Raw genomic sequence first — 18173 nt, 5'->3', positions numbered from 1 at the left:
GAAACCGATGCCGACAGGCAGAGCGAAAAAACCGTCCGAAAACACCTCTCCGGGGGCAAAAAACCGCATTTCTTTGTCCGAAGTCAAATTAAGATCTTTGAATATGTGGTCTAACCGCCGCAGGACAGCGCGAACACTCCTCCCACGTCATGGTCTCTGTCTGCAACACGCCATGTTTTCGGATCGCACCGGTCGCAGCCCCGCGACACCGGGTGGAGAAGGTTTGCCCATTCGGAGGCCGCTTTCATGAGCGACACGGACATTTCCCTACCGGGCCCGACCACCCCGCCGCTCAGACGGCTGGCGACACGGCTTTTCACGACGCTTTTCCTGTTCTGGCTGATGCTGAACGGCTCCCTCTCCCCCGCGACCCTTGTCACTGGCGTGATCGTCGCGGGGGTCATCGCAATCTTCTTCGCCCGCGATCTGTCCTTTCTCTCCGGCTTCAACCTGACGCCCGCCGGGATCGGCGCGGCGTTTCTGTTCGTCGGGTATTTCCTTAAGGAGTTGGTGAAGGCCAATCTGGCCCTTGCCCGGCTGGTCCTCACCCCGTCGCTCCCCATCGCACCCGCCATCGTGAAAGTGCGCACTAAGCTCACCGATCCGGTCGGGCGGCTTTTGCTCGCCAACGCGATCACGCTGACGCCGGGCACGCTGACCTGCGAGATCAAGGGCGATCACCTCTATATCCACTGGGTCGTCGCCAAAGACACCGACCACGAGGTCGCCACGCAAGAGATCGTCGCGGGCTTCGAACATTATCTGGAGAAGATGTATGGCTGACCTCCTCCTCTCGCTTGCAGCTCTCATCGCCGCCGTAGCCTTTGGCCTTGCCGCGTGGCGCTTCATCAAAGGCCCCCGCGCCACCGACCGCGTCGTGGCCTTCGATGCGCTCACGATCATCTCCGTCACTGGCATCGTGCTCGCCGCGCTGATCACCGGGCGGTCGATCTATCTCGACGTGGCGCTGGTATATGCGCTCCTGTCCTTCCTCGGCGTCATTACCGCCGCCCGCTATCTGGAAGGAGGCGAAGAATGATCCTGTCCGGCTTTCTCGACACATTGGGCGCGCTGGTTCTCTTGGGCGGCACCCTGTTTCTGGCCCTGGGCGGTCTGGGCCTCGTCCGCATGCCCGATGTCTACAACCGCATTCAGGCCGGCACCAAAGCGACCACTCTGGGCACGCTTCTCGTGCTTCTGGGCGCGGCGCTCATTTCCCCCGCGTGGTCCGTCAAGCTCCTGCTGATCATGCTGTTCCTGATGTTCACCAACCCGCTGAGTTCTCAGGTTCTCGCCCGTGCCGCGCATCGTGCCGGTGTCGCACCCGTGGCCTCGAAAGACGCGCTCGCGGACGATGCGGAGGATCTGGCATGACGCTTCTGACCTTCATGGCAGCACTTCTGGCCGTCGCCAGCCTCGGCGCGGCGGTGATCGCGCTTGTCACCCGCTCCACCGTGGTCGCAGTATTGTCCGCCGGGTTGGTGTCCCTCTTCGCATCTGTGATGTTCCTGCTTCTGGCCGCGCCCGATGTGGCGATGACAGAGGCCGCCATCGGCTCTGGTCTCACCACCTTCCTCTTCTTCTTCGTCCTCGGGCGCATCCGCAGGGAGGGCACGAAATGAATTTCACCACCCGCAAAGCCATCCCCCTCGTTCTTCTGCTCCTTCTTGGCTCAGTCTTCTACGCGCTGTTCGCAGGATACACGCCGGACGAGACCCTGAACCGTTCCGCCAGTTATTACGCCAGCCAGACGGTTCAGGAGACCGGCGCGCAGAACGTGGTGACGGCAATCATCGTCACCTATCGCGGCCTTGATACGCTGGGCGAGGTGACGGTTCTGTTCCTGACCGCCGCCATCGTCGGGCTGGTTCTGGCGCATTCGAAAGCGCCGAAAGGCCGCTCCGGCTCCGGCTTCCTGCCCTCGGGCGAATTGCTCACGACCGGCACGCGGATGCTCGTCCCCGTCATCCTGCTCTTCGGTGCTTACGTCTTCCTCAACGGCCACCTGACCCCCGGCGGCGGCTTTCAGGGCGGCGCGATCGTGGCTTCGGCCATGCTCCTGATGCTTTTGTCCGACCCGGCAGAGCGCTTCTCGCACCGGCTGATCTCCCGGATCGAAAGCTCCGCAGGCCTCACCTATGTGATCATAGGCCTTCTCGGCATGCTCTTCGCCGGAGGCTTTCTGGACAACCGCATCCTGCCTTTGGGCAGCTTCGGCTCGATCCTTTCGTCCGGGGCGATCCCGCTGATCTATGCCCTGATCGGGCTGAAAGTCGGTGCCGAGTTTTCCTCCATCCTGACCTCGCTCATCGACACGGAGGACGCGCAATGAGCCTCGTTCAACTCTCCCTTGCGACCGGATTTTTGCTCATCCTTCTCGGGCTTTACGGCGCGTTGACGAACCGCGACATCCTCCGCATGATCGTCAGCTTCACCATCGCCGACACCGGCGTCAACGTGGTGCTGGTGGCCGTCGGCTACCTGCCCGGACGCGAAGCCCCGATCCTCGACACCATCCCCGTCGCGGAGGCCGCAAGCCGCATCACCGACCCGGTGCCGCAAGCCTTGGTCCTCACCGCCATCGTCATCGGCCTCGGCGTCACCGCCCTGATGCTCGCCTACGCCTACCGGCTGTTCCGCGCCCGTGGCAGCCTCGACATCTCTGACTTTACGGAGCTGAAATGGTAAGCCCTCTTCTGATCCTCGCGGCTGGCTTAGGTGCGGCCTTCCTCCTCGGGCTTCTGCGCGAAACCTCCGAACGCGTGGCCTTTTACGTGACCGTGGCCGCGCTTGGCTTCATGAGCTTCGTGGCCCTGTCCTGGACCGTCTCTCTGGCGCTTGGACAGGTGCAGCCGGTTGACATCTATACCGCAGGCGCCCGCCCGCCCTTTGCGATCAACCTGCGCATGGGCCTGCCGGAGGCCACACTGGCCTCCGTCGTCACGCTCACCGGGCTCCTGTCCGCTTTCTTCATGCGCAGGGATCTTCTACGCCTTGGACGGCGGGCCATGGCCGTTCTTCTGGTGCTGATCATGGCGCTGTCGGGCCTGATCATGACGCGCGATCTGTTCAACCTTTTCGTTTTCATCGAGCTGATCGTCATTGCCTCCGCCGGGCTGGTTTTGCTGTCGCAGGACACCCGCGCGCTGGGAGCCGGGTTCAAATACCTGATCGTGTCGCAGGTCATCTCGATCCTGTTGCTGATCGGCGTGATCTTTACCTATCATGCCAACGGCTCGCTCAACATCGACGACATTGCCGCCACGCCGATGGGCTTTACCGGGGCCTCTCTGGCGATGTTTCTCGTGCTCATTGCGCTGGTCCTCGAACTTAAACCCTTCCCCGCCAATGGCTGGGCCCTGGACATTTACGAATCCGCCCATCCTGGCTTTTCGGCGCTGTTTTCCGCCGCCTCCGGAACGGCCACGCTCTTTGCCGTTCTGAAACTGTTCGAAGCCGCCGGTCCTGACTGGGCACCGCTTGCGACCGGCATCGGCCTTGTGACCTTCGTCGGCGCGAATGTCCTCGCGCTGGCCCAGGATCACGACCGCCGCCTGCTGGGCTATTCCTCCGTCGGCCAGATCGGGCTTGTGCTCATGGTCGTGGGCTATGGTTCCGACTGGGGCGTGGGGCTGTATTATGTCGCGGGTGGTCTGTTGATCTCGCATGCCATCGCCAAGGCCGGGTTGTTCTGGCTTTCCGGCATGGTCAAAGCGCGGCAGCTCACCGATTGGGCGGCGCTGCGACAGAACCCGGTTCTGGTCGTGGCCTTTGCCACATTCATCGCCATGCTCTCGGGCCTGCCGCCGTTCCCGGCTTTCTATGCCAAATGGACGCTCGTGCATGCCATGGCGGAGTATGCCGACTACCCGCTGATCGCGATCTTCCTGATCGCCGCGCTCATCGAGGCCGCCGTACTGTTTCGCTGGTTCGGCATGGCGATCAAACGCGACGCCACCCGCCCGCTCGCCTATAATCTCAGCCACGAAACGGTTGTTCTGATCGCCATGATGGCAGGCTGGACGCTGAGTTTCGTCTGGGGGGCCCTGTCCGGTTTCGACAATCTGGTGACGGTCGTGCCTTTCCTCTTTGCTCTGCTGTTCCTGCCGCTCGACATCCTGCCAGCGCGGATCAAAAACGTGATCGCGATTGCCGGGCTGGTGGTCTGGTACGCCACCTCGACTGGCGGGCTCGATCCGCTGCGGATGATCTTCCTGACCATCATGGTTCTGGGCGGCGCACTTTTGCTTTTGGCCTCCTTCCACGCCAAGGGCCGTCGCATGGGGTTCTACACACCCGCGATGCTGATGTTCGCCGGCATGGCGCTTCTGGTCACCTCAACCACCAGTTTTCAGTTCTTCGCGGCCTGGGAATTCCTCACCGTCGGGTCCTATTTCCTGATCCTGCGCGGGGCTAACAGCGAACCCCATGCGCTCTCTTATATCACCTTCTCCTTAGGCGGCGCTTTCGCCCTGCTCGCAGGCTTCGCCATCGCGGCGGAAGGCCATTACACCTTCTATCTCGAAGACCTCTCCGAAGTGGCCCCCGAGCTTGCGCCCTATGTCTTTGTCCTGCTGGCGGCGGGGTTCCTGACGAAAACCGCCACCATGGGGCTTCACATCTGGCTTCCAGGCGCCCATGCCGAGGCCGAGACGGACGTCTCGCCGATGGTCTCCGGTATCTTGCTCAAGGCCGGTCTCTTCGGGCTCTTCGTGTTGCTGATGGAGATGGGCCGGCAAGAGCTTTACGGCGTAGATCTCACGGTCGTTTTGGTCTGGCTGGGTGCCATCTCTGCCTTCATCGGCGCGGTGCTCGCGGCCTTTCAGGAAGACGCCAAACGGCTTCTGGCCTATAGCTCGATTTCCCAGATGGGCTATGCACTTTTCGGTCTCGCGCTGATGAACCATCTCGGCTGGCTTCTGGCCATGATGTTCGCGATCAACCATTTCGTCTACAAGAGCATGCTCTTCCTCGCCGTCGGCGGCGTGAAAGAACGCACCCACACCAAACTCATGTATAAAATGGGCGGGCTGATCACCCTCATGCCATATAGCTTTGTCTCCGTGCTTGTCGGCATCATCGCCATGTCCGGCGTGCCGCCGCTGTCGGGCTTTGGCGGGCGCTGGCTGTTCTACAACGCGATCATGACCACCGATCTGCGTCTGCCGATGATCCTCGTGTTCATGGCGGGTCCGGTCGGGTTCCTCTACCTCTTCCGCCTGATCCACACGATCTTCCTCGGCCAGCCGAAAGACGAGCTGCGTCAGGTGAAGGAAGCCCCGTTCTGGATTCTGCTGCCGCAGATGATCTTCGTCGTCTTCCTGATCGCCTTCGCCGCCCTCCCCGGCATGCTGTTGCAGCGGGTGGACGGTTATATCGGCACGCTCTTCGGCGACCGGCCTCTGGTCTGGACGGGACGGATCATCGACAGCCAATTCGGCACATGGAACCCGGTGGCGATCTGGGGCGTGATCATCGCGATCTTCGTCACCGTGCTCCTGCTGCTCGTCTGGATGAACCACAACGCCCAGCGCGTAAAACAATTCAACATCGTGTTCTCGGCGGAACGTCCGTTCAAACCGCAAACCACGCATTTCGCATGGAACTTCTTCGCCCCCTATCGCAAGGCCATTGGGTTCCTTGAGATGCCCCTGTCCACGAGCTTTTGGACCGGCGTGTCGAACGCACTTCATGGCACCGCCGAGTTCAGCCGTAAATTCTACACCGGCAACGGCCAGACCTATGCGGTGCAGCTTCTCCTGTTCGTCATCGCCGTCTACCTGATCAGCATGGGAGCCTCGTCATGATCGACTTCCCGAATTTCGAATGGGTTCAGATCGCCTATGCGCTTTTGACGCTCTTCATCGTGATCAACTACGGCATGGTGATGACCGCCGTGGTGCGCAAGATCGGTGCGCGGGTCGGGGGGCGCTATGGCATCCCGGTCTGGCAAAACTATGTCGATTTGCTCAAGAACATCGCGCTGCGATCCAAAATCTCTCATGGCGTGATGTATTACCTCGGGCCGGTGTTCCGGCTAACGGGCGGTGTGGGTCTTTTGATGTTCGTCCCGACGATCTATGGCTCCGAATGGCATCAGAACTTCTCCTATGCAGGCGATCTGATCCTTGCGCTCTATTTCGTGTTCTTCGGCACGCTTGGCATGGCTTTGGGGGCTGGCGAAAGCGGCCATCCGCATAGCGCCATCGGCGTCTCTCGCGGTCTGGCGCAGGTGACCATGGCCGAACTGCCGCTGGCCTTGGGCGTCTATGCGCTCTCGCTGCAATATCAGACCCTCGACATCACCGAAATCGTTGCCGCCCAGCAAGGCTCCATCTTCAACTGGACGTTGTTCACCAACCCGGTCGCCACCGTGGCCGCCATGATCGCATTCGCCGGCACCATGATGCGTTCGCCCTTCGATGTCGCCATGGCCCCACAGGAAATCCCCATCGGCCCGCCCACCGAATATCATTCCTCCTATCTGGCCCTGATGCAGACCAACCGCGCGCTTTTCCCGGTCGCCAAGGTGGTCATCTACATGAACCTGTTCTTCGGCGGTGCCACAAGCTGGGCCGAGTTCGCGATCAAAGTGTTCTGCCTCTACATGGTCTCCGTCGTGATCGGCGTCGTGCACCCGCGGTTCCGGGTCGAACAGAGCATCCGTTTTTTCCTCAAATGGGGGCTGCCCATCGGCGTCCTCGCCATTCTGGTGGTGTAATCTCATGAAAGACGTAGACGACAAGTTCCGCAAGAACACCGACCCCGCCCCGATGCGCGAGGAGTTGAAACCCCGCACGGTCACCACGCCCGACGGTCAAACCATCGAGATCGAGCCTTTGCGCGATTACTTCTGTGAAGCGAGACCGAAAGTGCATCCGAAAGCCTATTCGAAAATCGTCGAAGATTTCTACAACTGGGCGCGCTCGAACTCGCTCTGGATTCTGGGCTTTGGCACCGGCTGCGGCGCGATTGAGATGCGCCCGCTGATGACACCCCGGTTCGATGCCTATCGCTATGGTATCCAGTGGCGCCCCACCCCGCGTCAGGCCAACCTTCTGGTGATCTCCGGCTACCTGTCCGTGAAGACCCTCAAACGCGCGATCCGCGCCTATGAGCAGATGCCGCAGCCGAAATATGTCATGGGGCTTGGGTCGTGCACGATCAACGGCGGCATGTATTGGGACAGCTACAACACCATCAAACGGCTCGACGATTACCTGCCTGTGGACATGTATGTCGCGGGCTGCATGCCCCGCCCAGAGGCCTTGCTGCACGGTTTCATGGAACTGAAAAAACGCATCCGCTCCGGCAAGGCCGAGGGCGCGAATGACTATGCCGAGAACTTCGATCGCTACAAGGCCAACCAGAAGGCGGTGATCAAGGACTGGGACATGCCGGATTACAATTGGTGAGCATGATGAGAGAGATTCTATACCGCCTCAAAGATCGCTACCATTTCGGGACGCCGACGTTCCAGCGTGATGATCTGTGTTTCGTGACCGTGAAACGCGATGAGCTGCGTGCCATTCTCACGGAACTGCGCGATGTCGAGGGCTTCACCCATCTGACGCTTCTGACCGCCGTCGACTGGTTGGAAGAGCGGCTGTTTCAGCTCACCTATCTGATCAACAACCGCGAAGCCAATCTGACGCTGGGCCTGCGGGTCATGTTGGAACGCGAGGACGAGCCGGGCGCCACCACGGGTGACACGATCCACGATCTCTGGCCGACGGCGGCGACCTATCAACGCGAGCTGAACGAGATGTTCGGTATCAACTTCCCCGGCAGCCCCCGCGTCGACGAGGAATTCATCCTTGAGGGCTGGACCGACCTGCCCCCCTACCGGCGCGATTTCGACAGTCTCGCCTATAGCCAGCAGACCTATAACGACCTGCCCGGCCGCAAGACCCATGACCCGCGCGATCACATGAAGAAAGCGCTTTACCCGACTTACCTGAAGGAGGCCGAGTGATGTTGTCCTTCCAACCCGACCGCTCGCAATACCCCCAGCCCGGCCCGGACGGCAAGCTGGAGATCGACCTCGAGACCGGCAAATACCTGAAACTCTGGCACGGGCCGAACCACCCGGGCATCACCGGCAATATGTCGGTCGAACTGACGGTCTGCGGCGATGAGGTCGTGGACGGTAAAACCCATGTCGGCTACCTGCACCGGGGCTTTGAGAAACTCATGGAGCGTCGGACCTTCATTCAGGTCTTTCCCATCGTCTGCCGCGTCTGTGTCCCGGAACCGGATTTCAACGAGTATTGCTATGCCGCCGCCGTCGAGGAACTGGCGGGGATCGAAGTCCCGAAGCTGGCCAACTGGATCCGCACGCTGATCCTCGAAATGCGCCGGTTCAACAGCTACATGATGGCGATGGGCGGCATCTCCGGCGCGCTTGGCCTTGGGGTTGTCGGGCAATGGCTGACCTATGTGCGCGACCTGATGCTGGATCGGTTCGAGGAACTCACCGGCGCGCGGGTCTATCACATGTTCATCCTGCCGGGCGGCGTGCGCGGGCATCTGCCCGAAGGCTTTGAGGCGCGGATGGAAGAGGTGCTTCAGATCGCCGAGAAATACCTCGCGGATTCCGAGAAGCTGATGTTCCACAGTTCCGTGTTCAAAACCCGGACACAGGGCGTCGGCGTAATCGACCCGGCCCTGTTCGAGCGCTACGGCGTCACCGGCCCCAACGCCCGCGCTGGCGGTGTGGCGAAAGACCTGCGCAAAGACAGTCCTTACCTTGTCTATGATCAGCTCGATTTCACCGTCCATACGCAGACGAAATCCGACATCTACGCCCGCACCATGGTGCGCTATAAAGACCTGCATGAAAGCATTCACCTCATCCGGCAAATCCTCGAAAAAATGCCGAAATCCGGCCCGGTGATGAGCAAGCTGCCGAATGTGCTTCACTGGAAAATCCCGCGTGGCGAGACCTATATCAAGGGCGAAAGCTCGCGCGGCGAGTTTGGCTATTATCTGGTGACCGACGGCTCCGGCTATCCGCGCCGGATCAATGTCAGGGGGCCCTCATACACCCATGCCATGGCGCTTTTGGAGCACCTCATCCCCGGCACCAATATTTCCGACGTCGCGGCCCTCATGGTGTCGCTGCACACCTATCCGCCCGAGATAGAGAGGTAACCCGACATGTCATTGCGTGACGCACTCTCCCCCTTCACCGCGTGGAAACACGTGATCAGCGACCCGGTCACCATCAAGGATCCGTTCACCCGCGAAGCCGCCGACCGCTACCGGGGCTTTCACAAGAACGATATGGACAGCTGCATCGGATGTGGCTCCTGCGAGGCGATCTGTCAGAACGCCGCCATCGACATGGTGCCGGTCTCTGACCCGAAAAACGGCGACAGCGGGCTTAGGCCCATGATCGACTATGGCCGCTGCTGCTGGTGCGCGCTCTGCGTCGATGTCTGCATGACTGGCTCGCTCACCATGTCGAACGAATACACATGGGTGGACAGCGACCCGAACGCCTTCCGATTCATCCCCGGGGTCGACAAGAAATCCTGGGACGATGCGGAAAAAGGCTATCACCGCGAAGACAATATCCGCCATCTGACGGGAGTCGAGCGCATCGACATGCCGACCATGGAGCCCGAAGTGCGGATTGACAGCTTCGCCGAGATGATCCACGGCTACGCGCGCGCCGAAGCCATGGCCGAAGCCGACCGCTGCGTCGAATGCGGGCTCTGCGTTTCCACCTGCCCGGCTCATATGGACATTCCCAGTTACATCGCCGCCGTGCGCGACGGGGATTATGACAAGGGCGTGGAACTTCTCTATGAGACCAACCCTTTCTCGGAGGTTTGCGGCCGCGTTTGCACCCATAAATGCGAAGAAACCTGCGCCGCCGTGCATGAGGGCGACCCGATCGCCATCCGCTGGCTCAAACGCCATATCATCGACGAGGTGCCGCTGGAGCACCGGCTTGAACTGATCAAGAAACCCGATGTGCCGGAAAGCGGTCAATCGGTGGCGGTGATCGGGGCTGGTCCCGGCGGTCTGACCGCCGCCTACGATCTGGCACGCTCCGGTCACAAGGTCGTGGTCTTCGAGGCGCTCGATGAACCCGGCGGCATGATGCGTCACGGCATTCCGGAATACCGCCTGCCCTATGATGCGCTGGATCGCGACGTGGCCGTGATCCGCGAAATGGGCGTCGAGATTCGCACCAATACCCGTGTGGGCACCGATGTCATGATGGACGATCTCAAACGCGATTACGATGCGGTGGTCATGGCCATCGGTCTGCAATCCAGCCGTTCGACCCGCATTCCGGGCTGTGACGCGCCGGGGGCGGAAAACGCCATCGACCTGTTGCGCCGCGTGACCGAGGGCAAGGACATCCCTGTCCCCGAACAAGCCGTGATCATCGGTGCCGGGAACGTAGCGATGGACATCGCCCGCACCATGGCACGGTTGCAGAAACAGAAATACGGTCAGGTCGGGACGACAGTTTGCGCCCGCAAAGACATCTCCATGTTCCGCGCCGACCCCGAAGAGATCGAGGAAGCGCTGGAAGAAGGCGTCGAAATCATCGAACTGCGCGCGCCGCAGGAGATGACCCTGCATGAAGAGGGCGACAACGCGGGCTGTGTCTGCGGGTTGCGGACCTGGCAAGTGGTGCCCGGTTGGGACGAAAAAGGCCGGTTCGATCCGAGTTATGAGCAGGACAACGTCGTGCTCCCCGCCGGCATGGTCGTCGAGGCCACGGGCCAGCAGGCCGATATCTCGCTTCTGGGTGAAGCGCTGACTGAAGCGCTGGAATGGAACCGCGGCTTTCTGAAAACCGATGCAGCGGGCCGGACCTCCGAGTCCTGGCTCTGGGCCGGCGGCGATGCGGTCAACGGGCCGGATGTGATCAACGCGGTCGCCGACGGGCACCGGATCGCCGCCAGCATCAACCTGTATCTGCAAGCCGGGAGGACCGTGCAATGAGTGAAGCCAACAAGGAAAAACTGCGCGACGTGACCACCGTGCGCGAGATCATGACCACGGCCACGCAATTCGAGATCGTGGCACGCGATTTCTACACCGCGCTCACCCCGAAAGTGTCGAAGAACTTCCGCTGGCTGGTCGAAGAACTGGCCGAGGAGGAACAGGGCCACGTCGATCTCTTCACCAAGCTCGCCAATGATCCGAAAGTCTCGGAGGTGATGTCGCAAAAGATCGACCGTCCGAGTGCCGACACCAAATTCTCCGATTGCGTGCACACCCCCGATCTGGGCGAAGCGCCGGACGATCAGGCTGTGTTGCAATACGCGCTCTGGCGCGAGAATGCAGCGATGGAGCAATATACCGAACTGGCCGAAACCGCACCCGACGGTCCGCTGAAAGACGCGTTTGTCTTTCTCGCCAAGGAGGAAGCGGAGCACAAAGCCGAGCTTGAAAAAATCTACGACGATCTGGTGCATTCGGGCGAGGCGTGAGCCCCGCCCGCCTCTGCGATCAGACGGTTTCTGTGCTCATCACCGGCACGGATTTGAGCGGCACGCCCATGTCCGCCAAGACGGCTTTCTCCGGCGATTGTCCGGCCTCGATCCAGCGCTTGCCCTGCATATAGGCGCGCGGGTCGTTCATCGCATCGACCGCGAGCAGTTCCGCGCCTTTGAAATACCAATGGCTTTGCGTCCCCGGTTTGTCGCCGGGGCGCACCACAACATCGTCGAACCCGCTGTTCAGCCCGGCGATTTGCAATTTGACGTCATATTGATCCGACCAGAACCACGGCTTTGCGACATAAGGCGCACCTTGGCCCAGCATGCTGGCCGCCGTCGCCTCCGCCTGTTCGATGGCGTTCGGCACGCTCTCTAGCCGGATGCGCGCGCCCTTCCACGGGAAGGAGGCGCAATCGCCTGCCGCAAAAATCTTGGGATGCGAGGTTCGGCCAAACTCGTCCACTTTGATGCCGTTGTCGATCTCGACCCCCGTCCTCTCCGCCAGCGCAGTTCCGGGCCGCACACCGATGCCGCAGATCACGAAATCGACCTCCAAGGCTGTGCCGTCGGATAGGGGCGCAGAGAAGCTCGCGGCGCTTTTGCTCAGTCCCTGAAGGCCACAGCCCTCCCGAATATCCACACCGTGCGATCCGTGCATGGTTTTGATCCAGTCGGCGGTCTCTTCGGAGGCCACCCGCGCCAGAATGCGCGGCGCCATTTCGACCAAAGTGACCTCAAGCCCCTTGAGCGCCGCGACCGCCGCCGCCTCCAGCCCGATATAACCGCCGCCGACGATCAACACGCGCCGTCCGGGGGTGAATTCATGCGCCATGGCGTCCGCATCCGCAAGCGAGCGCATGGTATAAACGCCCTCCCCGCCGCCCATGACAGGCGGCAGGCAGATCGGGTCAGCCCCGGTGGTCAACGCAATCTGATCGACCGGCATCTCCGTCCCGTCCGCAAAGGTGATCACCATCGTCTCGGGATCAATGCCGCTCACCCGCGTGCCGGTCAGGAGATCAATCCCCTGCTCCGCATAGAAACTTTCGGGCCGCAGGAACAACCGCTCCAACTCCATTTGGCCGGACATGTATTTTTTCGACAAGGGCGGGCGTTGATATGGCGGCACAGGTTCCGCGCCGATAAGAGTCAATTGCCCCTCATAGCCCAAAGCCCGCAGTTTGGCGGCCAAAGCGGAGCCGGCCTGCCCCGCTCCGATCACGGCGATATGCGTCATGGTTTTTCCTCGGATAGAAAGGGGCGCGGATTGCCCCGCGCCCCGCAAAAATCAGTACATTTTGTAGGGCAGGAATTTGCCGTCGAGCACGATCTTCACCCGGTCGCCCTTCGGATCCTCGGTGCGGGAGATGTCCATGGTGAAGTCGATGGCGGACATGATGCCGTCGCCGAATTCCTCTTCGATCAGCGCTTTCATCGTGGTGCCGTAGACGTTCACCACCTCGTAAAGGCGATAGATGAGCGGATCGGTCGGAACGGCGGTCGGCAGCGAACCGCGATAGGGCACGGTCATCAAAAGCGCGACTTCCTCGTCCGAGAAATTGATCCCCATGGCGTTGTCGACCTTGGCAATTTGGTCTTTGGTCAGGGAAATCTGGCCCATCAGCGCGGCGGTGGTCCATTCCTTGGACTGGCCGACAGCCGCGGCCACATCGGCCCATTTGATGTCGTTGAACACCTTGTGGGCGATGATTTTCTCGGTGAGTTCTGCACGGGTGGTCATGTGTTTTCTCCGTCTTGAGACACAGGTTGAGAGAGGGCGGACACGGGGGGGCGTCCAACCGGGTGTAGAAAGTCTTTGGAAGGGGTTCAGGCGGCTTCCATTTGCGCGATCAGCATTTTGAGATGCTTGGTCGCGGGGGTGACGATGCCGACGAAATAGGCCTCTCGCAGGCGGCGTTGCGCGGCACCGTTGGTGACGTATCCACGCGCGCCCATGTGAAGCTGCGCCCAATGCGCGGTCTCCATGGCCAACTCGCCGCCGCGCAAACGCGCCTTGAGCACACGCAGGTAGAAGGCATCGGACAGGTCATAGGGCGTTTTGCACAGCTCCAAGACCTCAGCCACCAGCGCGTCATAGTCCGCACGCAGATCGGAGGCCTGTTTGTCGAGATATTGGTTCACGTGGCCCAGAGGTGCCTCGACCTGTTCGATCAGCTCAATGCAATTCTTGATGATCCCCGCCGCCATACCGCATTGCAGGATGGTGAAACCGGGGCGGATGCGTTTGACGAACTCCATCGCCGGATCGCCGAGGATATACTCATCCGGCACAAACACATCGCGGCATTGCACGTTGCAGGTGGCGGTGCCGCCCATGGCGACGAAGTCGTGGTCGAGTTTGAGCTTGATCCCCTCCCACCCGGCATGGAAAATCGCCATGACGCGTTTCGGGGCGTCCTCGCCCTCGACATCCACATGGAACATCGAGCCGAAATAACCATCCTCGACCAGATTGGAGACCCAAGGCAAGAGGCCCTTGACGGTATAACCGCCCTCGACCTTGGTGCCTTTGAGGCGCATCTTTTCGATCTCGCCCATGGCCTTCATCGGGTTGGACATGCCAGTGCCGCCGAGGGCTTCACCCTTGATCACCTTGGGCAGGATCTCGGATTTGAGAAATTCGTTGTCAGACGAGGAAATATACCAAGCCAGCGTGTCCTGACACCAGACACAGAAGCCGGTCGAAAGACATTCCTCGGAGGTCCGCGCCATGGACAGAACCGCCGAGGTCAGATCGACATTGCCGTCGATCCCGCCCACATGGGTGCCGTAAGCGCCGGCCTTGCCGTATGCGCGCATGATGTCTTCGGCGTAGATCCGCTCGTCGTCGATCTTTTGGACGATGCTTGCGAGATCTTCGCGGGAAATACGGTCGATCTCATCGAAATCGTAAGCCGTGAGGGAGGTGGCGACGTTCATCTCATCTCTCCAGAGGTTGGGTTTCAAAGCGGGGGCCGCCCTATGCGCGTCTCTCGGACGGCCCCCGGATGTATCAGACGCTTTCGGCGATCATGTTCACAGGGCGCGAGAAGGTGTTGAACACCGGCGACCATTGGGTCACATGGGCGATCAGGGCGTCGATTTCCTCTTGCGGGCAATCGGCTTCCATATCGACCTTGATGCGCACATCGGTGAAGCCCACGGGCTTCTCGGACACGTCGCCCGTACCCCAGACGGCGGTGATGTTCAGATCGCCTTCAAGTTCGAGTTCAAGCTTCTGAATCTTGATGCCGCGGGCGATGGCGTTGGCGTGGAGACCCACGGCCACACAGGAGCCCAGAGCGGCCAGAGACGCCTCGGACGGGTTCGGCGCGGTGTCGTCGCCCAGAAGCCCCGGCGGCTCGTCCACGATGTAGGGTTCGAGATCGCGGATGTAGTTGGCGTGACGGAAGCGGCCTTCCGCGACGGTTTTACATTTCAGCGTCTTGATCGCCTTCGGGTTGGCCTTGCCGGAGGCGATCAGCGCCTCCAGCCCCTCTTTCGAGATCGGGTCCAGCCCGTCGACATCCGGCGCAAGACAGCCGGTGAGAGCGGTTACGGGTTCAGACATGGGAATTCCTTTCGTCTGGTGGGTTAAAGGTTGCGGGTGCGGGGGTTAGTGCCCCTCTGAACGCACCCAGTTGAATTTCTTGATAAGCTGGCCTGCGAGGGCGTCGAGGGCGAAACCGATGACGCCGATCACCACCACCGTGGCGGCCAGCCGGTCGTATTCGAGCGTGTCCCGCGCATCGTTGATCGCGTAGCCAAGCCCGGAAGTGACGCCGAGATATTCGGCGGGCACCAGCACCACCCAGGCCACCCCAAGCGCGAGGCGAATGCCGGAGAGAATGTCCACGGCGATGGCCGGAAGGATCACCGAGAACAGCATATGAAGCGGGTTGGCACCGAGGTTGCGGGCAACCTTGAGCCACGAGGGGTCGATCCGCCGCACGCCACCTGCGGTGGAGAACAGGATCGGCCAGACAGCCGCCATGCCGATCAGGAAAATGATCGCCCCGTCCCATGTTGAAAAAGCCATGACCGCGATCGGCATCCAGCTGAGCGGCGAGATCATCCGCAGGGACTGGAACGGCACGTTGACAACCTCGTTGAGGCGCTTCATCCGCCCGACCATGATCCCGACAGGCACGCCGATGACGATGGCGTAGAACAGGCCCAGCCCCACCCTCATCAGCGACGGCCCGGACATCTCCAAGACCTCGCCGTCCATCAGCATCTCCAAGAGACGGGAAAGCGTCGGGACCGGAGCGAAATCGGCGAAGGCGAAAAGATCGTCGCTGGTCTCGACGATCCACCCGCCGATCCACCACAGCACCAGCAACAGGCCAATGCCGAGCGCCCCGTTCACAAGGCCGCGGAAGCGGCCCAGCTTCGGCAGGGAGAAACCTGTCCGGGCCATTTGCCCTGAAAGCTGGGTCACATCGCTCATAGCTCGAAGATCTCCTCACGGGTGTAGGGATCACCGCCGGTGGCGACCGAGGGGTCGTTCTTCCACTCCGGGTATTTTTCGAGCGCGGCTTTGACGTAATCGTAATTGACCAGATCGTCGGCCACGAACTGCGGATCGAGCCCTTCGAGGAAGGTCGTCTCCCCCGACACAACCGTCTCGTTCATCGCCTCGACGATGAGCTTGGTCGCCGACGGGTACGGCCAGGGCTGGAAGTCGATCCGGCCATTGTGGAACTCACCCTGGTGCTTGATCGCCCCCGAGGCGATGTAATCCGGGTTGTTCTCGTAAAGCGTCATGGCGCGTTTCACCACGGGCGCTGGCGCTGGCAGATACCCTGCCCCGTCTTTTGACAGAAGCTCCGCCACTTCCTCTTTGTTCTGAGAGGCATAGATCGAGGCGCGCACCACGGCGTTCATCACGCCCTGGGTCCATTCCGGTTTCGCGGTGGTCGCTTCTTCATGCATGCAGACCACGCAGCACGGGTGGTTTTTCCAGATGTCGCCGGTAAAGCGCAGCATCCGCGCGCCGGCTTTCAATTCGCCAAGCGCGTTGAACGGTTCGGCGACGATATAAGCGTCGATTTTCTTGGCCGCGAGCGCGGGGGGCATTTCGGGCGGCGGCAGCACCTGAAGGTTGCATTCGTCAGCGGCGATCGGCTCCCCCTGCGGCTTGATCACGGCTTTGATCCCGTTGGCGCGCAGCGCGTATTGCAGCACGATATTGTGCATCGAGTACCAGAACGGCACCGCGACCTGTTTGCCGCCCAGACCCGCGAAATCTGCGATGTCCGTGTGACGACCGACCACCAGAGCGGAGCCGTTGGTATGCGCCCAGGACATGATCTTGACCGGGAAATTGTTGTTGTAGCGCATCCAGACCGGGATCGGTTTCAGGAAGTGTACGAGGTTGAACTTGCCGGAGGCAAAGCCCTCGATCAGTGGCGACCAGCCGCGCATCAGGGTCGGTTGCTCGGCCTTGATACCCTCTTCCTCGAAATAGCCCTTGGCATGGGCGACCAGAAGCGGCGTGGCGTCGGTGATCGGCAGATAGCCGATGCGCAATACATCGTCGTCCTGCGCCTGCGCCATGCGCGGCAACATCGCCGGTATGCCGCCCAAAAGAGCCGCCAGACCGCCTTTTGCTAGAAGATCGAGCGTCGAACGACGGCCCGGGTCGAAATCGGTGTTGCCGCCACAGCAAGCGCCGTGGAGATCGTGATGGCCGTGGCCGCAAGCTGTCTTGTGGTCGTCAGTCATGTCAGGTCCCTGTTGATGTTCGGTTGGTCTTGTTCGGATTATTCGGAAAGGCGGGTGAAATCGTTCTCGGTGGGCGCATTTCCCATCTCAGCGACCTCGGCATAAATCCCCATCAGCCGCGCGTGTTCGCGGCCAAAGGCATCGGTCCCGCCACCGCGCTCTTCCTCGGTGAGCGCGATCTGCGTGTCCTCGGCGATCCGTCCCGGATTGGCCTTGAGCACCAGCACCCGATCCGCCATGCGCACCGCCTCGCCCACGTCATGGGTCACGATCACAAGCGTCAGGCCGAGGTCCTTGGCGATCTTGCGCACATCCTGCTGAAGCGAGCGGCGGGTGAAGGCATCGAGCGCGGAGAAGGGTTCGTCGAGCAAAAGCATCTCCGGGCGCGGCGCCAGAGAGCGGGCCAAAGCCACACGCTGTTGCTGGCCGCCGGAAAGCTCCTGCGCATTGCGGTTGGCGAAGGCCCCCAGATCGACCAGATCGAGCACTTCCGGCACGCGTTTGGCGATCTCATAGCCCCGGCGAGTGAATTTCAGGCCAAGGCCTGCGTTCTGCGCCACGGTCATCCACGGGTAAAGCGACGGCGCCTGAAACATCATCACCCATTTGGGCGAGGGATGTTCGACCACATTGCCATTGATCACCACCTGCCCCTCGGAGGGATGCGTGAGCCCCGCGAGCATGTGCAGCAGTGTGGACTTGCCACAGCCGGACCGCCCCAGAAGGGCCACGACCTCGCCCTGATGAATTTCGAAATCCATGTCCTCAAGCACATGACCATCGGCCTTGCGATAACTGTGGCTCAGCCCTTTGACGGCCACATGCGCACCGATCAGCACACGCGGATGCGCCGGCTCCTGCACCTGTCCTTCGGACGGCTGGGAAGGGGTCTGATCTTTCATTCTGGTCACGGCCATCTCTTCTCACTCCGGGCTGTTTGCACAAACTGTACAAACCGTTCTGTCTTATCGAGACGGA

The 18173-nt window shown here is 61.1% G+C and carries 20 protein-coding genes; 13 read left to right on the top strand and 7 right to left on the bottom strand.

What is annotated here, in order from left to right; translation table 11 throughout:
• Nucleotides 1-246 precede the first annotated feature (246 nt).
• From CEW89_RS00875 to CEW89_RS00815, 13 genes are read left to right on the top strand one after another with little or no spacing between them, the layout of a single operon-like run.
• The gene (locus CEW89_RS00875; RefSeq protein WP_096804558.1) at nt 247-783 is read left to right on the top strand and encodes a Na+/H+ antiporter subunit E; all 537 of its coding nucleotides are present in this window, start codon (nt 247-249) and stop codon (nt 781-783) included.
• Nucleotides 776-1039 carry an MrpF/PhaF family protein gene (locus tag CEW89_RS00870; protein WP_066711159.1) on the top strand — a complete coding sequence of 88 codons (264 nt, stop codon included), beginning with the start codon at nt 776-778 and terminating at the stop codon, nt 1037-1039. The genes CEW89_RS00875 and CEW89_RS00870 overlap by 8 nt, the downstream gene beginning before the upstream one ends.
• Entirely contained in the window at nt 1036-1374 is a 339-nt protein-coding gene (mnhG, locus tag CEW89_RS00865; RefSeq protein WP_066711161.1) for a monovalent cation/H(+) antiporter subunit G, read from the top strand. Before CEW89_RS00870 ends, mnhG begins: the two co-directional genes overlap by 4 nt.
• On the top strand, nt 1371-1622 hold the full coding sequence (locus CEW89_RS00860) for a hydrogenase subunit MbhD domain-containing protein (protein ID WP_066711163.1): 252 nt from the start codon (nt 1371-1373) through the stop codon (nt 1620-1622). Before mnhG ends, CEW89_RS00860 begins: the two co-directional genes overlap by 4 nt.
• Complete coding sequence (locus CEW89_RS00855) at nt 1619-2332, top strand: Na(+)/H(+) antiporter subunit B (RefSeq protein ID WP_096804557.1); 714 nt, start codon at nt 1619-1621, stop codon at nt 2330-2332. Before CEW89_RS00860 ends, CEW89_RS00855 begins: the two co-directional genes overlap by 4 nt.
• A complete protein-coding gene (locus CEW89_RS00850; protein ID WP_096804556.1) occupies nt 2329-2688 on the top strand; it encodes a sodium:proton antiporter in 360 nt (119 codons plus the stop codon). The genes CEW89_RS00855 and CEW89_RS00850 overlap by 4 nt, the downstream gene beginning before the upstream one ends.
• Nucleotides 2682-5807, top strand: a complete 3126-nt coding sequence (locus CEW89_RS00845) for a proton-conducting transporter transmembrane domain-containing protein (protein WP_096804555.1) — start codon at nt 2682-2684, stop codon at nt 5805-5807. The genes CEW89_RS00850 and CEW89_RS00845 overlap by 7 nt, the downstream gene beginning before the upstream one ends.
• Nucleotides 5804-6721: a respiratory chain complex I subunit 1 family protein gene (locus CEW89_RS00840; RefSeq protein WP_096804554.1), complete on the top strand. Its 918-nt coding sequence runs from the start codon at nt 5804-5806 to the stop codon at nt 6719-6721. The genes CEW89_RS00845 and CEW89_RS00840 overlap by 4 nt, the downstream gene beginning before the upstream one ends.
• 4 nt (nt 6722-6725) lie before the next feature.
• Entirely contained in the window at nt 6726-7415 is a 690-nt protein-coding gene (locus CEW89_RS00835; RefSeq protein ID WP_198403475.1) for an NADH-quinone oxidoreductase subunit B, read from the top strand.
• Between the two features lie 5 nt (nt 7416-7420).
• Nucleotides 7421-7975 (top strand): NADH-quinone oxidoreductase subunit C, encoded by a 555-nt coding sequence (locus CEW89_RS00830; protein ID WP_198403474.1) that lies wholly within the window; start codon nt 7421-7423, stop codon nt 7973-7975.
• Nucleotides 7975-9153: an NADH-quinone oxidoreductase subunit D gene (locus CEW89_RS00825; protein WP_096804552.1), complete on the top strand. Its 1179-nt coding sequence runs from the start codon at nt 7975-7977 to the stop codon at nt 9151-9153. Before CEW89_RS00830 ends, CEW89_RS00825 begins: the two co-directional genes overlap by 1 nt.
• Nucleotides 9154-9159: 6 nt before the next feature.
• Complete coding sequence (locus tag CEW89_RS00820; RefSeq protein ID WP_096804551.1) at nt 9160-10968, top strand: FAD-dependent oxidoreductase; 1809 nt, start codon at nt 9160-9162, stop codon at nt 10966-10968.
• A complete protein-coding gene (locus tag CEW89_RS00815) occupies nt 10965-11459 on the top strand; it encodes a ferritin family protein (protein ID WP_096804550.1) in 495 nt (164 codons plus the stop codon). The genes CEW89_RS00820 and CEW89_RS00815 overlap by 4 nt, the downstream gene beginning before the upstream one ends.
• Before the next feature lie 19 nt (nt 11460-11478).
• Here CEW89_RS00815 and CEW89_RS00810 read toward each other — a convergent pair whose 3' ends face one another.
• The 7 genes from CEW89_RS00810 to CEW89_RS00780 all read right to left on the bottom strand — a co-directional run bounded on the left by CEW89_RS00810 (nt 11479) and on the right by CEW89_RS00780 (nt 18097).
• Entirely contained in the window at nt 11479-12705 is a 1227-nt protein-coding gene (locus CEW89_RS00810; protein WP_096804549.1) for an NAD(P)/FAD-dependent oxidoreductase, read from the bottom strand.
• 51 nt (nt 12706-12756) lie between these two features.
• A complete protein-coding gene (gene cynS / locus CEW89_RS00805) occupies nt 12757-13209 on the bottom strand; it encodes a cyanase (protein ID WP_096804548.1) in 453 nt (150 codons plus the stop codon).
• A gap of 86 nt (nt 13210-13295) precedes the next feature.
• Nucleotides 13296-14408, bottom strand: coding sequence for an acyl-CoA dehydrogenase family protein (locus CEW89_RS00800; RefSeq protein WP_096804547.1), 1113 nt, complete (start codon nt 14406-14408; stop codon nt 13296-13298).
• 73 nt (nt 14409-14481) lie between these two features.
• Complete coding sequence (locus CEW89_RS00795) at nt 14482-15039, bottom strand: OsmC family protein (protein WP_066711186.1); 558 nt, start codon at nt 15037-15039, stop codon at nt 14482-14484.
• A gap of 45 nt (nt 15040-15084) precedes the next feature.
• The gene (locus tag CEW89_RS00790) at nt 15085-15918 is read right to left on the bottom strand and encodes an ABC transporter permease (protein ID WP_096804546.1); all 834 of its coding nucleotides are present in this window, start codon (nt 15916-15918) and stop codon (nt 15085-15087) included.
• Nucleotides 15915-17195 carry an ABC transporter substrate-binding protein gene (locus CEW89_RS00785; RefSeq protein WP_096804545.1) on the bottom strand — a complete coding sequence of 427 codons (1281 nt, stop codon included), beginning with the start codon at nt 17193-17195 and terminating at the stop codon, nt 15915-15917. The genes CEW89_RS00790 and CEW89_RS00785 overlap by 4 nt, the downstream gene beginning before the upstream one ends.
• Before the next feature lie 38 nt (nt 17196-17233).
• The gene (locus CEW89_RS00780) at nt 17234-18097 is read right to left on the bottom strand and encodes an ABC transporter ATP-binding protein (RefSeq protein ID WP_096807079.1); all 864 of its coding nucleotides are present in this window, start codon (nt 18095-18097) and stop codon (nt 17234-17236) included.
• Nucleotides 18098-18173 lie beyond the last annotated feature (76 nt).

Origin of the sequence: Celeribacter ethanolicus, from assembly GCF_002407265.1 — a bacterium.
Classification (GTDB): domain Bacteria; phylum Pseudomonadota; class Alphaproteobacteria; order Rhodobacterales; family Rhodobacteraceae; genus Celeribacter; species Celeribacter ethanolicus.
This window is presented reverse-complemented; position numbering and strand designations above follow the sequence as displayed.

What these genes read in the sequence shown, in the direction of transcription:
- CEW89_RS00875 (WP_096804558.1), top strand. Translation starts at nt 247, where the DNA reads ATGAGCGACACGGACATTTCCCTACCGGGCCCGACCACCCCGCCGCTC.
- CEW89_RS00870 (WP_066711159.1), top strand. Translation starts at nt 776, where the DNA reads ATGGCTGACCTCCTCCTCTCGCTTGCAGCTCTCATCGCCGCCGTAGCC.
- mnhG (WP_066711161.1), top strand. Translation starts at nt 1,036, where the DNA reads ATGATCCTGTCCGGCTTTCTCGACACATTGGGCGCGCTGGTTCTCTTG.
- CEW89_RS00860 (WP_066711163.1), top strand. Translation starts at nt 1,371, where the DNA reads ATGACGCTTCTGACCTTCATGGCAGCACTTCTGGCCGTCGCCAGCCTC.
- CEW89_RS00855 (WP_096804557.1), top strand. Translation starts at nt 1,619, where the DNA reads ATGAATTTCACCACCCGCAAAGCCATCCCCCTCGTTCTTCTGCTCCTT.
- CEW89_RS00850 (WP_096804556.1), top strand. Translation starts at nt 2,329, where the DNA reads ATGAGCCTCGTTCAACTCTCCCTTGCGACCGGATTTTTGCTCATCCTT.
- CEW89_RS00845 (WP_096804555.1), top strand. Translation starts at nt 2,682, where the DNA reads ATGGTAAGCCCTCTTCTGATCCTCGCGGCTGGCTTAGGTGCGGCCTTC.
- CEW89_RS00840 (WP_096804554.1), top strand. Translation starts at nt 5,804, where the DNA reads ATGATCGACTTCCCGAATTTCGAATGGGTTCAGATCGCCTATGCGCTT.
- CEW89_RS00835 (WP_198403475.1), top strand. Translation starts at nt 6,726, where the DNA reads ATGAAAGACGTAGACGACAAGTTCCGCAAGAACACCGACCCCGCCCCG.
- CEW89_RS00830 (WP_198403474.1), top strand. Translation starts at nt 7,421, where the DNA reads ATGAGAGAGATTCTATACCGCCTCAAAGATCGCTACCATTTCGGGACG.
- CEW89_RS00825 (WP_096804552.1), top strand. Translation starts at nt 7,975, where the DNA reads ATGTTGTCCTTCCAACCCGACCGCTCGCAATACCCCCAGCCCGGCCCG.
- CEW89_RS00820 (WP_096804551.1), top strand. Translation starts at nt 9,160, where the DNA reads ATGTCATTGCGTGACGCACTCTCCCCCTTCACCGCGTGGAAACACGTG.
- CEW89_RS00815 (WP_096804550.1), top strand. Translation starts at nt 10,965, where the DNA reads ATGAGTGAAGCCAACAAGGAAAAACTGCGCGACGTGACCACCGTGCGC.
- CEW89_RS00810 (WP_096804549.1), bottom strand. Translation starts at nt 12,705, where the DNA reads ATGACGCATATCGCCGTGATCGGAGCGGGGCAGGCCGGCTCCGCTTTG.
- cynS (WP_096804548.1), bottom strand. Translation starts at nt 13,209, where the DNA reads ATGACCACCCGTGCAGAACTCACCGAGAAAATCATCGCCCACAAGGTG.
- CEW89_RS00800 (WP_096804547.1), bottom strand. Translation starts at nt 14,408, where the DNA reads ATGAACGTCGCCACCTCCCTCACGGCTTACGATTTCGATGAGATCGAC.
- CEW89_RS00795 (WP_066711186.1), bottom strand. Translation starts at nt 15,039, where the DNA reads ATGTCTGAACCCGTAACCGCTCTCACCGGCTGTCTTGCGCCGGATGTC.
- CEW89_RS00790 (WP_096804546.1), bottom strand. Translation starts at nt 15,918, where the DNA reads ATGAGCGATGTGACCCAGCTTTCAGGGCAAATGGCCCGGACAGGTTTC.
- CEW89_RS00785 (WP_096804545.1), bottom strand. Translation starts at nt 17,195, where the DNA reads ATGACTGACGACCACAAGACAGCTTGCGGCCACGGCCATCACGATCTC.
- CEW89_RS00780 (WP_096807079.1), bottom strand. Translation starts at nt 18,097, where the DNA reads ATGAAAGATCAGACCCCTTCCCAGCCGTCCGAAGGACAGGTGCAGGAG.